This is a genomic window from Arthrobacter sp. UNC362MFTsu5.1 (assembly GCF_000685965.1).
Classification (GTDB): Bacteria; Actinomycetota; Actinomycetes; order Actinomycetales; family Micrococcaceae; genus Arthrobacter.
On the sequence record NZ_JMLE01000005.1, the window covers coordinates 138,039 to 151,394 of the forward strand.

At 62.9% G+C, this 13,356-nt stretch carries 9 protein-coding genes; 3 read left to right on the forward strand and 6 right to left on the reverse strand.

The genetic code is table 11. The annotated features are described in order from the left end of the window. Window positions 1–114: 114 nt before the first annotated feature. Complete coding sequence (locus BS38_RS0107105) at window positions 115–2,013, forward strand: hypothetical protein (RefSeq protein WP_028270170.1); 1,899 nt, start codon at window positions 115–117, stop codon at window positions 2,011–2,013. A gap of 21 nt (window positions 2,014–2,034) precedes the next feature. Here the strand turns inward: BS38_RS0107105 and BS38_RS0107110 are convergent, their stop codons facing one another. Continuing rightward, the gene (locus BS38_RS0107110; RefSeq protein WP_051628771.1) at window positions 2,035–3,117 is read right to left on the reverse strand and encodes an acyltransferase family protein; all 1,083 of its coding nucleotides are present in this window, start codon (window positions 3,115–3,117) and stop codon (window positions 2,035–2,037) included. Window positions 3,118–3,200: 83 nt separating this feature from the next. On the opposite strand from BS38_RS0107110, the gene rfbA reads away from it, so the two are divergent. Continuing rightward, complete coding sequence (rfbA, locus tag BS38_RS0107115) at window positions 3,201–4,064, forward strand: glucose-1-phosphate thymidylyltransferase RfbA (RefSeq protein WP_028270172.1); 864 nt, start codon at window positions 3,201–3,203, stop codon at window positions 4,062–4,064. Window positions 4,065–4,120: 56 nt separating this feature from the next. Next, window positions 4,121–6,118, forward strand: coding sequence for a DUF6541 family protein (locus BS38_RS0107120; protein ID WP_028270173.1), 1,998 nt, complete (start codon window positions 4,121–4,123; stop codon window positions 6,116–6,118). A 4-nt stretch (window positions 6,119–6,122) separates the two neighbouring features. Here the strand turns inward: BS38_RS0107120 and BS38_RS0107125 are convergent, their stop codons facing one another. From BS38_RS0107125 to glf, 5 genes are all read right to left on the reverse strand, one after another. After that, window positions 6,123–8,267, reverse strand: coding sequence for an acyltransferase family protein (locus BS38_RS0107125; protein WP_028270174.1), 2,145 nt, complete (start codon window positions 8,265–8,267; stop codon window positions 6,123–6,125). A 124-nt stretch (window positions 8,268–8,391) separates the two neighbouring features. Further along, window positions 8,392–9,117: an ABC transporter ATP-binding protein gene (locus BS38_RS0107130; protein ID WP_028270175.1), complete on the reverse strand. Its 726-nt coding sequence runs from the start codon at window positions 9,115–9,117 to the stop codon at window positions 8,392–8,394. Further along, a complete protein-coding gene (locus BS38_RS0107135; RefSeq protein ID WP_028270176.1) occupies window positions 9,118–9,999 on the reverse strand; it encodes an ABC transporter permease in 882 nt (293 codons plus the stop codon). Further along, window positions 9,996–12,011: a glycosyltransferase gene (locus tag BS38_RS0107140; protein ID WP_028270177.1), complete on the reverse strand. Its 2,016-nt coding sequence runs from the start codon at window positions 12,009–12,011 to the stop codon at window positions 9,996–9,998. The genes BS38_RS0107135 and BS38_RS0107140 overlap by 4 nt, the downstream gene beginning before the upstream one ends. After that, a complete protein-coding gene (gene glf / locus BS38_RS0107145; protein WP_028270178.1) occupies window positions 12,008–13,195 on the reverse strand; it encodes a UDP-galactopyranose mutase in 1,188 nt (395 codons plus the stop codon). Before glf ends, BS38_RS0107140 begins: the two co-directional genes overlap by 4 nt. Between the last annotated feature and the right edge of the window lie 161 nt (window positions 13,196–13,356).

Here is a 13,356-nt window from a genome sequence, read left to right on the forward strand (position 1 = left end):
CAGGAGTCGCGGCGTCCGCGCCGGGCTGCCCGGAAGTTCGAGGCAAGCGCTCAAGGGCGGGGACCGAAGTTTCGGTCCCTCCGCGGACCAGCCGCGTTTGTCGCGGCTGCATTTGTGATCGTCGTTCTCCGCCTGAACGGCCTGCTGGACGGAATCCTGGGCCTGTTTTTCGCAGCCGCACTTGTTGTACTCCTTCCGACGGCGAAGCGATTATCCCTCCGGCTGCTCCTCAACGGCCTCCTGGCCATGGGATTCGCGCCTCTCACCTGGTGGGTGCCGGAACGCGTCCTCGGAATCGACCACGGCACACTGCTGATGGCCCTGACAGCCGGGACGATTTCATGGTGGATTCTTTCGACGAAGCCATCCCGGCCGAGACTCCGGCGCCTGATGCCGGGGGTGAAATGGATCGACGCTGTTCCCTTCCTGGCCGGAGGGCTCGCCGCAAGTTCGCTCGGCACCATGCTGGCGGTCAGGTCGGCCCAGGATGCTTTGTCGCTCATGACCGACAAGTGGGACTACCAGTCGCACTTCAACATTTACTTCATGATCCGCAGCCATGGCGGCGTCATTCCGACTATCCCCGGTCCTTCCTCCGGGGGCACATGGGGCTTCGCGGAGTATCCCCAGGGATTTCATGCCCTGCTGGCAACCTTCGCTGACCTCATCCGGCCCGATAGCGGCTCCCTCGACGCCGAGTTGATTTCCTTTGTTAACCTCCAGGCCGCCGTCTGCGTGGTGACGGTTGTGCTGGTCATGGCCGGGCTCTGTGCCCTGCCCGCGATCCGGCGGCGTCCCGCCGCGATGGCGCCGGTCACCGCCGTGGCTGCAAGCGCCTGGATCTTCGGTCCAGGTTCGCTTCCCGTCTACGACGGCTTCGCCAACTTCTACCTCGCATGCGGCCTGGCGACCGCAACGGTGCTGGCTCTGCTGAATTTCCCCCGCAGGATTCCGCTTTGGGGGCTGGCTGCCGTTGGCGCCGGCCTGGTCGGTGTCGCCAACAACTGGGTTTTGCTGGTCAGCCTCGTTGCGGTCGCTTGCATGGGCCGGCTCTGGCATGTCCTTCGGCGGCCAGGGACCTATCCACGGTCATGGTGGTGGCCGGCCGGCGTCGTGGCAGCGTTCACTATCGCAGGGGTGCTGCTGCCGGTAATCCAGCTATCCCCGCTGGTGCGACAGAGCCAGCAGATACTCGGCCTTACCGGGGGAATCGAACTTCCCGACTTTGGGATAGCCCTCGCAGTCATCACGTTCGCGGTGGCCCTCGGATTCGCCAACATCGCGGTTGCCGTGGCCAGCCCATCGCTTGAAGCCGAACGGCGAGGATCGGCATTGGCATCGTTCGGGCTCTTTGTTCCCATCGGGCTCTGTCTCTGGCTCGCCGTCTCGCAAAGCGCGGACGGCGGCGCTGTTTCCTACTACTTCTACAAGTACTTGATTGCCGTACTGCTGTTTGCATGGCCGGTGGCCGTGGCCGCAGTGGCATCCATCCTGCCTCCGCCGTCGTCCGGGTTCGCCCCTGGAAACGACAAGCGTTTGACGGCAGCCTTATGCGTCCTGGCCCTGGCGGCAACCCAGTTCTTCGGTTTCTCGGTGACAGGTCTGGACGACGCAGGGCTCCCGCCGACAGCGCGGGCCATATCCCAAATGGAAAAGCAGGCGGCACGGCTGGAGGCAACGCCGGACTACGTTGCCCGGCTCCTGGCCAGTGCACGCCAGCCGCAACCGGACGAAACCATCTACATCGTGGCGCAGGGCACGATGGACAGGGTGCTTGCGGCCCGGTGGCATTGGACCCTGCGTGGAAACTCCACGTCAAAGACGACGGCATTGAGCCCGGCGATCGGTGCCATCTACAAGGACTACAGCCACGCACCCGAAATCATTGCGCAGCTCCTTGCGGACGATCCGGCTGTCTCGGTGATCGTTGACCCGGAGCTCTACGAACCCGTCCGCCAGCACCTGATCCTGAAAGGCCTCGAAGGGCGGCTGATACGCCTTGCCGGCTTTTAGCCCGTCACAGGCGACAGGCCTCTAGACGCTTTTCTTCGCCCGGCGCATTACCGGGCGTTCAATGAACAGCCAGCTGGCGGCTGCCAGCGGAATAGTGCACAGGGTCGCGGCGATGGTGAACCACCAGACTCCCCAGTGATACGCGCCGAAAACCGCGAGCAACTGCTGAACGGGAAACGCGTAGATATACGCCCCGTAGGAGATGTCATTCTTTGCGACCATCGCAGGCTGCGGCAACCAGGTGGATATCCACAGGAGTCCGTACGCAATAAACGGCGCCGCGAGCTGCCCGCCGAACCCCGGAACCCACAGAATCAATGCAGCAGCTATCGCGACAGCCACGGGACCTGCCACCCGGTGGATGCCAAGACGTGAACTCAGCACCTGGACTACGGCACCGCCGAGGAAGTACGGGATCAGCCGGGCCGCCAGTTCAAAGTCCAGGTTGGACTGCATGTAGGGCTTGAGCATGCCGATATTTGCCCACAGCACAACGCTGAGTCCAAACGCGGCAATGACGGGCCACGGGGTCTTCTTGACGATCGGCAGGAACCCGAGGAAGGCCACGAGCAGGTAGCACATGAACTCGAAATACAGCGTCCAGAGCGACCCGTTCCAAGCTCCCGGGTAGGGAACCGCTGCAGGTGTGCCCGCGATGTCGTAGCTGACAATGCGGAGCGAGAGGTTTGCGAATATCGAGTTCAGCGGCGTGGTGGGCGTGGACATGAACCCCAGCAGGTTCCCGCGCTGCACCAGGTAGGCAACCGGTGCAAAGACAAAAGCCATCATGACAAGGCACACGATGAACGCCGGGAAGATCCTGGCCACACGGTGCACCAGGTACGGGCCGATCCGGTTGCTGAACCTGCTTGCCGTGATCAGATAGCCGCTGATGCCAAAGAACCCGGCGACGGCCCACCCGCCCAGATTCTCCCCTTGGAAGGTCGGCCCATTCCCCGCACCAACGATGTGCCAGCTGTGCGCGAACAGCACCGCCAGTGCAAGAACCAGCCGGATAAGGTTGAGGCTGTTTCCCCTGGGGTCGAGTGCCCGCCCCAGTTGGGGCGCCGGAACGGCCTTGGGTTTCAGAGTGAGAGTGCTCAAACCTTTGCTTCCTTTGGGTGTCGGCAGACGGTCCATTCTACAGCGTTTGGCGTCTCGGCCTTCGGTACGGGAGGATGGGGACCATGCGTGGAATTATTCTGGCCGGCGGAACTGGGTCCCGGCTGCACCCGATTACTCTTGGCATCAGCAAGCAGCTTGTCCCTGTTTACGACAAGCCGATGATCTACTATCCGCTGTCCACGCTCATTCTTGCCGGCATTCGCGACATTCTCATCATCACCACTCCCCACGATGCAGATCAGTTCAAGCGGCTGCTCGGAGACGGTTCGCAGTTCGGTATCAACCTAACTTACGTGCAGCAGCCCTCTCCGGACGGCCTGGCACAGGCGTTCATCCTTGGAGCAGACCACATCGGCGACGAGACGGTCGCCCTGGTGCTTGGTGACAACATCTTCTATGGCCAGGGCATGGGCACCCAGCTCCGGCGCCACGCTGACATCAAGGGCGGTGCGGTGTTCGGCTACTGGGTCAATGATCCGAAAGCGTACGGTGTCGTTGAGTTCGACGACGACGGCAAAGCACTCTCCCTGGAGGAGAAACCGGCAAAGCCGCGCAGCCACTACGCCGTTCCCGGCCTCTACTTCTATGACAACGACGTCATCGACATTGCCCGGAACCTCAAGCCCTCCCCTCGCGGCGAGCTCGAGATCACCGACGTGAACCGTGCCTACCTGGAGCGCGGTGATCTTCAGGTGGAGATCCTCCCCCGCGGTACAGCGTGGCTGGACACCGGAACATTCAACGACCTCAGTGACGCCTCGAACTTCATCCGTACGGTTGAAAACCGCCAGGGACTCAAAATCGGCGCCCCCGAAGAAATCGCCTGGCGCCAGGGTTTCCTGACCGACGACGAACTTCGCGAACGTGCTGAACCGCTGGTCAAGAGCGGCTACGGAAGCTACCTTCTGGGCCTCTTGGAGAACTAGGGCATCTCCGGCCAGCTGGCGGGACTACCGCCGTCGTATTTTCGAGTGGAGTCTCAATGAGTTGGTTTGCTACCGTGCCCGTCGTTCTGGCGTGCCTGCTTTTGCTGTTTGCGCCGGGCACGCTGGTGCTCGCCGGACTCGGGCTGCAGCGCTGGTCCTACCTGGCCCTCGCGCCCGTTCTGACCGTCAGCCTCGCAGCGGTCACTGCCATAGCGGCACCATATCTGGGAATCGGCTGGTCCCCCCTTCCAGTTGCCGTCACCACTGTTCTGGTCTCCGGCGTGCTCTTCGGAGTCCGCAAGATCCGTAGTCATAGCGCCGGGCCCGGCGCGTCGCTCCGCGCACGTCGGGCACTGCGTAAGCCGGCCAAAGCGGACATCGTAGCTGCCGTGGGCTTCCTCGCAGGCTCGAGTGCCATCGCGCTGCAACTCCACCGGGCTTTCGGCAGGCCGGAAAACATCTCCCAGACGTTCGACAATGTCTTTCACCTCAATGCGATCCGATACATCCTGGATTCGGGCAACGCTTCGTCCCTGACCCTTTCCGGCATGACCAGCGGCGACAGCCCGCCCTATTTCTACCCTGCCGCGTGGCACGGGCTGGCATCCCTCCTGGTCCAAATGACCGGCGCCCAGATCAGCGTCGCCGTCAACATCGTCAACCTGTGCGTTGCCGCGGCCGTCTGGACCGCAGGCTGCATGTTCCTGGCGCGGACAGTCATCGGACCCAACGCCTACGCCGTTGCCTCCGCCGGAGTGCTGGCCGCCGGGTTTGGATCATTCCCGTTGCTGTTGCTGGACTTCGGGGTGCTCTACCCGAACTTCCTGTCCGTCAGCTTGATTCCGGCCGCGCTGGCAAGCGTCAGCATATTCTTTGGCGTCAGCGATGCTCCGGGCCCCATGGGGATGGCACGGTTCGTCCTGGCCCCCGTGGCCGCAATCGGCGTCGCCCTGGCGCATCCAAACGGGTTCATGTCCCTGCTGGCCTTGTCGATCCCCATCCTTCTGGTGTCCTTCGTCGCGTTCTCGCTGGCAAGGTACAGGAACGGTCATGGCCACAGGGGAACCCTTCTCATGGGGGCCGGACTGCTTGGAATTCTCGGCGTCATCGCCGTCATGTGGAAGTACATTCGTCCGCCCGCGGCGGCGGCAACCTGGCTTCCTTTCCAGACACCCGGCCAAGCCGTGGGTGAGATCCTCACCAACTCCGCAATGCAGCGTCCGCCAGCATGGGCTGTCAGCATCCTGCTGATCACCGGCGTTGTGGTCCTGTGCCGCCGTCACAAGCGCATCTGGCTCCTTGGCTCGTTCGCTGTCATAGCCGCCCTGTTCATCGTTGTCTCCGCCGGGCCCACCGGGTGGCTGCGCAATACGCTGACCGGCGTCTGGTACAACGACAGTTACCGCCTTGCGGCCCTCCTGCCCGTTGCCGCCGTCCCGCTGGCAGCCGCCGGAGCGGGCTGGCTTGTCGGAAAGCTTCAGCACATCTGGGTGACGCACCGTGACTCGCTGAAGGCCGTCCCTGCCGGAATCCGGAAATCCCGCCTCATGGTGTCCGCTGTGGTGCCGCTGGCACTCCTTGGCCTGATCCTGGCCGCCCAGACAGTGCCGCTGGGTGCTTCCATCCAGTCGGCCAAGGTCAATTACTCAACAACCCCGGACTCCGCCCTGGTCAGTTCAGACGAGATGGCCCTGATCGACGAGCTGGACGACATCGTCCCCGCCGATGCAACCATCGCCGTCAACCCTTGGACCGGAGGCGCAATGGCCTTTGCGATCGCCGACCGCAACACCACGTCCAAGCACACGCTCACCACGTACACGAAGGCCACCGAACTGCTGAACGACAAGTTGCGGGAGGCTGGCACCGATCCTGCCGTTTGCGACGCCGCCCGCGCGGACAACGTCCGCTATGTCCTCGATTTTGGAACGCGGGAAGTCCACGGCGGAAACCATGGTTTCGTAGGCCTGCAGATACCCGACGCAACGCCCGGGTTTGAACTGCTGGCCCGCCACGGTGACGCCAAGCTGTTTGAAGTGACCGCCTGCTACTGACGTTTTAGAGCCGGAGCATCCTCGCCAGCGGCGATGCGAGCGTCCTGGCATAGCTGTTGGTCATGTGGTTGTCCCGATAGACCATCACGTTGCCGATGACGGACGGGCAGCGGCCGTCGGTGCAAAAGTACGGGTACAGGTCGACTACGTCCACACCGGGAACCCTCGCGGCAGCCGCAGGCAAGGGATCGACCGGGCGGTCCCCGACGGGCTGCTGGATGACGCAGGCGTCCGAGCCGCTGCCGTTCGCCTGCACGCAGTCCGGTGCGGCGAACTCGGGATACGGAATATCCATTACGACCGAGACCCTGATTCCGGCGTCCCGAAGCGGCTTCAGCAGGCCCGCATAGCCCGAGACCAGGGCCTCCGGGTCCTTCCACCCCCACTGAAGGGCCCGTTCGTAGCCTGCGGGCGTCATGCCCGAGACCACTACCAGGTCAGGTTTCAGGCGCAGGATCCGGCCCAGCGTCTCCCGGTTCTGGTTGGAGCAGTTGTGGAAGACCGTGTCTGCGGATTCCGGCGGGGCCAGGGTGAACGGGCAGCCGTTCCGGACCATCGCGTGGACGTTCCAGCCGGACTGCTCCCCCACCAGCAGCAACGGATCCACCAGTTGCGCTGCGTGCGAGTCACCAACGACGATCATGGTCTTCCCGGCGTCGGCACTCCCGTAGCGGCACTTCTCCTCGCCCATTTTCGCCGGGTCGAACGCTCCGCATTCGTTGCCGCCTGTCACGGGAACATCCTTCATCGCCACGGCCGGATCGGGCCGCACCGCCAGTCCTGAAGGCACCGCCGCCGGCCGGTCACCATCGAGCGCCATTGCTCCCGGATACTGACGCAAGTTAAGGGCCCCGTCCAGCTGCTGAGATTTCGCCTCAACGATTCCCCAGGGAGCGAGTGCGGTCAGCGTGGTAGCTGCAACCAGCCCGGCTGCCATGACAAAGGCCTTGCGATGGCCCCTGTGCCTCGACCCTCGGACGGGGACCTCCACGCCACCGTGCCCGCCATCGTGGCGGAACTTCTGCTCGACAAGGTAGTAGGACGCCACCGCCGCCACCAGACTGATGGCGGCCATTGCGGAGCCATGCAGGAGCCCCGGTGCCCTCCCCAGGAAGAACACATACAGTACAACCACGGGCCAGTGCCACAGGTAAAGGGAATAAGAGATGTCCCCGAGGAACTTCGCCGGACCGGTTGAGAGCAGCGAGGACGCGCTGAACCGGCCGTTACCCGGCTTCACTACCGAGGCGGCCGCTGCAGAGTGGTTGCCCGCCGCCGTCGTGCCTGCGGCCAGAACGAAAACGGTGGCCGCAACGGGTAGCAGTGCGACGTAACCCGGGAAGGCCATGGACGTGGAGAACGTGAAGGCGCACCACGTAACGCCCAGTAGTCCGGCCCATCCGAGGAGCATTCGTAACCGCTCCCCAAGCTGGAACCGCGGAAGAACCAGCGCCAGGATCCCGCCCAGCCCAAGTTCCCACATACGGGTAGTGGTGGCGAAATAGGCGACGTCGTGGTCGGAGACCGAGAAGAAGGCGCTGTGGAGGAACGACGCCGCGGACAGTGCAACCAGCAGGTAAAGGCACAGCGACTTCTTGGCCATCCCGGTCCTTGTTGCCCACGCGGCCGCGGCGATCAGGCAGAGCGGGATGATTACGTAGAACTGCTCCTCCACGGCCAGCGACCAGTAGTGCTGGACCGGAGAGACGAGGGCCGTGGCTCCTTCGTAGCTGCCGGAACCGAAGGCCTGGTTCCAGTTCTGCACCTGGAGGGCGGCCATGATCACGTCAAAGGAAATTGACTGCCAGCGGCTCTGCGGGAGCAGCAGCACCATGGCCGCCAGCGTTGCCACCAGGACCAGGCTGGCTGCAGGGAGCAGCCGCCTGATCCGTTTGGCGTAGAAAGACCGGAGTGCGATTCGTCCGGTCGCTTCGATTTCGCGCACGAGCGATCCCACAATGAGGAAACCCGAGATGACGAAGAATACGTCCACGCCGACGAAACCGCCGGGCAGCACCGCCGGCCAGATGTGGTAGATAATCACCAGCCCCACGGCCACTGTCCGGAGGCCCTGGATGTCGCGCCTGGGTGCAGGACGGTTCGGGGCTGGCGGCGCAGCAAGGGATGCGGGCGCGGGCAGAGCGGGCACAACTATCCTTCCGGTTGAGAGCGATAGTTGTCCGCTCCGTTGCTGGACTATCCGTACGAAACGGATTGGTGCCGTGGCTGGCCGGCGACGGCGGCGCCGGAACTCTGGTTAGCCGGACCCCTGGCTAGGAGCGCAGCAGCGCCACGGCGTCGTGAATTGAACCGTCAAACTTTACGACGCCGTGCTCCAGCAGGATTCCGCGGGCACAAATGCGGGAAACAAGGTCGAGGTCATGGCTGACCACCACGAGCGTCTTGCCGTTCTGTGCGAGTTCCTGGATTTTGCTGATGCATTTCCGTTGGAACGGCTCGTCACCGACCGCAAGGATCTCGTCGATGAGGAACACCTCCGGGTCGGTGTGGACCGCCACGGAAAACGCCAGCCGGAGATACATACCCGAAGAGTAGAACTTCACCTCGGTGTCAATGAACTGGCCGATTTCGGAAAACTCGACAATGTCATCGAACCGGTCGTTGACCTGTTGCTCGGTCATGCCCAGGATGGCACCGTTGAGGAACACGTTGTCGCGGCCCGAAAGATCAGGGTGGAATCCCGCGCCCACTTCGATGAGGCCGGCGACGCGGCCCCTGGTCCGCACTGTGCCGGAGTCGGGCAGCATCACGCCGGAAATGTGCTTCAGCAGCGTGGACTTCCCCGAGCCGTTCAGTCCCAGGAGCGCAACCGTCTCTCCCGTTTTTACCTCTACGGAGACATTCTTCAATGCATGGAACTTCTCGGACAGGTCGCCCTTTCGCCCTTTGGCGAGCCAGACGACGGCTTCCTTGATAGACCGTGTGTGGCGAAGCACGAACTGCTTGCTGATGTCAGAGACTTCGATTGCGTTGACCACTCACAGCTCCTGCGCGAAGCGGCCTTCGAGCCGCCGAAAGGTTAATTGGCCCAGGACGAGGACCAACAGGGCAACGCCCAGTCCGACCGGTGTCCAGAGGCTGAACAGGTTCGGCGGAACGGCCGCGGAGCCGTCCGTCGTCGGGAACCAGAAAGCATAGTGGAACAGCTCGACGCCGATCGTCACCGGGTTGGCCTGATAGACCGCGAAAGCCGCGGCGCCAAGCTTCTCCTGCACCATCGTCCATGCGTACATCACCGGCGACGCCCAGGTGGCCACCATCAGCAGCATGTCCACGAGGTTTTCGGAGTCGCGGAAATAGACGTTGGCTGCGCCGAACAACAGCCCCAGACCGGTTGCCAGCAGGCCGACGATCACAAAGCCGGCGACCGCGGCCAGGAGCTGGAACACGTCCGGATGCCATCCTGCGATGAGGCAGCCCGCCACGAGAACCACAAGTTGCGGGAAAAAGTGGACACCTGACACCCAGACGGACGCGACGGGGAACAGCTCGCGCGGGAGGTAGATCTTTTTGATCAGGTTGCCGTTGTTGACTATTGACCGGGCCGCGTTACCCAGCGCCTCGGAAAAGAAGTTGATCAGGACAATGCCCGAAAACAGGTACACGGCGTAATTGGACAATCCCTCGGGGTTCCTCGGACTGCGTTCAAGTCCGAGGAACACCCCCAAAGCCACGTAGAAAACAATGAACTGCACACCGGGCTTCACGTAGGACCACAGGAGTCCAAGAACGGAGCCCCGGTAGCGGACCTTGAGTTCCTTCCGCACCAGGAGTTTCAGCAGGAACCCCGACTGGCGAAGATCGCGCAGGCCGCCGCCCAGTCCGGGCGTGGTTAGTTCCCCAGGAGTAGTCGCGCTCACTTGATCTCGTTCTGAGTGTGCTGCTCGAACGTCTTCCTCCAGGACTCAATCGACGTGAGGTCGTTCATTGCAGCCTTGTACTTCTTGCTGAGCGCCGGCCAGTCCTTCAGGAGTTCAGCGTGCAGCCGTGCGCTTTCAGCCAGCATCTTCCGAAGCTGTTTCGGATCGCGGCGGTACCAGGACGCACCGGTTCCTTCGGCGTTGGACACTACTGCGCTGTCGTACTGGGCCATCCGCCACCAGCGGTTGTCCTGGTGGGCAACAGTCGCCTGCGGCCGCTCGGCGCTGGAACCGCTAACCGGAGTGGCAAGCTGCCGGATGACAGTCTTTGCGGCCCACGGCAGCAGCGATACCTTGGACGGCTGCGATATCCCGTGTCCCCGGCGAGGGGGCTTGTCCATCTTGGGTGCAGGGAATTCATCCGGATCGGGGCGGATCACTGAATCCGAGTAGCCGGACATCATTTCCCGGATCTGCGGCAGCTTGGTCGGGAGCAGCTCCCGCAGGGCTTCGGGGCCCCTAAGGATGTCCTCGAGCGCCCAGCCGCGGCCCTGGGCCGTGGCGTACTGCATCGACACCATGTGCTTCACGTCGATGTACTGTGATTCCCGGACAACTCGTCCGCCATGTTCATAAGGGCTGTGCAGCAGGGCCGCAATGACGCGGTTGCGGGCATGGAAGTAAGCCTGCCAGCCCACCAGGTCGTCCTTGTCGATCCAGGAGACATGCCAGACGGCCGAGCCGGGCAGGGAAACCGTGGGGAACCCGTGGGCCTTCGCCCGAAGACCGTATTCGGAGTCGTCCCATTTGATGAACAGCGGAAGGGAGAGCCCGATTTCGCGAATGACCTTCGTGGGGATCAGGCACATCCACCAGCCGTTGTAGTCCACGTCGCAACGGCGGTGCAGCCAGGACGTCTGGCGGAGGTTCGACGACATGAAGTCGTGCCCCAGGATCATTTCCTCGCTGGGCAGCGAGGGCTGGAACCGGTAGGGGTTCACAATCTCGCCGAACGTGTGCAGAACCGTCCGGTTGTAGAGGTCGAACATGTGCCCGCCCACGATGGTCGGGGTCTTGCAGCGGTCCGCGAAGGTCAACAGGCGGATGATGCTTTCCGGTTCGACAACGACGTCGTCATCCATCAGCAGGACGTAGTCGCTGCCGTTCTCCACTGCCTCAAACATCCCGCGGGCAAACCCGCCGGAGCCTCCGAGGTTGGACTGGTTAATGATCCGCAGTTTCCCCTGCAGGGAATCCTGGACCTCGTCGAAGCCCTCGGCATCCGCGACCTTCTGCGATCCCTGGTCCACGATCAGGATTTCCTTGACGTGCTCCAGTGCCTCGCCGTTCTCGGCGAGGAGCCTCAGGTTGTTGAGGCAGAAGTCGGTCTTGTTCAGCGTCGTGATCTGCAGGGTTACAGAACCGGCATTGCTCTCGGCTGCCGGGCCCTGCCATTCCGCGTCGAGCATGACGAGCGGTTCCGAGCCGGCCACGAGGTCGAACCAGTACCAGCCGCCGTCGCCGAACGGCGCGAGGGACAGATCGAAGAAGTTCTCCGAGATTCCTTCGACCCTGCGGGTGTCCACACGCTGGAGCGATCCCCGGGCGTTGGACTTGTAGACGATGACCGAGCCGGTGCCCTGGGTGCGGACGTGGAGGCGAATTTTCTCAACAGTGGTCCACCGCCGCCAGTAGCTGGCGGGAAACGCGTTGAAGTAGCTGCCGAAGGAAACCCGCTCGCCGGACCGCACGGACGTGGAGAACCGGGAAAGGAAGTCCTCCACATGGGCTTCCTTGGTAGGGCTGCTGAAGGCCTGCGGTTTGCTGGCCTTTCCGTCGCGGTCGCCGACGGTGGGCAACTGGATGCCGGTGGCCGTGCCCATGTCCATGTACAGGGGCACCGTGTCCATCTGGCTGGAGCTCGGCAGGATGACGCGCTGAAGCGTATCCCAACGCTGTTCGCTGGACTCCAGGCTGTCGGTGCCCTTCGGGCTTTCGGTTGAGACACTCATGCGTCTACGCCTCCGCTTTCAAGCTTTGCGCCACTCTCAAAATGCGGCCGGATCTGGTTGTCAAACATGGTCAGGGCTGAGCCGATTGCCATGTGCATGTCGAGGTACTTGTACGTGCCCAGGCGGCCGCCGAACAGTACATCGCTCTCCGCAGCCGCGAGGTCGCGGTACTTCAGCAGGCGTTCGCGGTCGGCGGCAGTATTGATCGGGTAATAGGGCTCATCGCCCTTCTCCGCCGCGCGGGAGAACTCGCGCATGATGACGGTCTTTTCCGTCTGGTAGTCGCGCTCGGGGTGGAAATGGCGCGGTTCGATGATGCGTGTGTAGGGGACGTCGTCGTCGTTGTAGTTGACCACCGACGTTCCCTGGAAGTCGCCGACGTCGAGCACTTCTTCCTCGAAGTCGATCGTCCGCCAGGACAGGTCGCCTTCCGCGAAGTCGAAGTACCGGTCCACCGGCCCCGTGTAGATCACCGGGATCTGGCCGACGACCTTGTTCTTGCTGTACTCGTGCGACTCATCGAAGAAGTCGGTGTTGAGCCGGACCTCGATGTTCGGGTGCTCCGCCATCTTCTCGATCCACGCGGTGTAGCCGTTGGTCGGCAGTCCCTCGTACTTGTCGTTGAAGTAGCGGTTGTCGTAGTTGTAGCGCACCGGGAGGCGGGAGATGATACCCGCGGGCAGGTCCTTCGGATCCGTCTGCCACTGCTTGCCGGTGTAGTGCTTGATGAACGCCTCGTACAGCGGCCGTCCGATCAGCTGGATGCCCTTGTCGTTCAGGTTCTGGGGATCGGTGCCTGCGAGCTCGCCGGCCTGCTCCTTGATGAGGGCCTGCGCCTGTCCCGGCGTGAGGTTAGCGCGGAAGAACTGGTTGATCGTGGCCAGGTTGATCGGCAGCGAGTACACCTCGCCCTTGTGGACTCCGTAGACCTTGTGCACGTAATTCGTGAACGTCGTGAACCGGTTGACGTACTCCCAAACACGCTCGTTGGACGTGTGGAACAGGTGGGCACCGTACCGGTGCACTTCGATGCCGGTCTGCTCTTCCTTTTCGCTGTAGGCATTGCCGCCGATGTGGTGGCGGCGGTCGAGGACAACGACCTTCAAGCCAAGCTCAGTGGCGGCCTGTTCTGCGATTGTCAGGCCGAAAAAGCCCGACCCTACGATGACGAGGTCAGCGGTCACAAAATCTCCTGGTTCGAATGCGGGCAGCCCAATGTTGTGCATTGGCTGCTGCTCTAGCCTACCCGAGACTACGCCGACACTAACGATTCGAAGGACCTGGCAGGGCTTATCCACATAGTGCGTTGGGGGCGATGCCCCGCTGCCCTGCCAGCCGGTAGCTT

What these genes read in the sequence shown, in the direction of transcription:
- BS38_RS0107140 (WP_028270177.1), bottom strand. Translation starts at nt 12,011, where the DNA reads ATGAGTGTCTCAACCGAAAGCCCGAAGGGCACCGACAGCCTGGAGTCC.
- BS38_RS0107120 (WP_028270173.1), top strand. Translation starts at nt 4,121, where the DNA reads ATGAGTTGGTTTGCTACCGTGCCCGTCGTTCTGGCGTGCCTGCTTTTG.
- rfbA (WP_028270172.1), top strand. Translation starts at nt 3,201, where the DNA reads ATGCGTGGAATTATTCTGGCCGGCGGAACTGGGTCCCGGCTGCACCCG.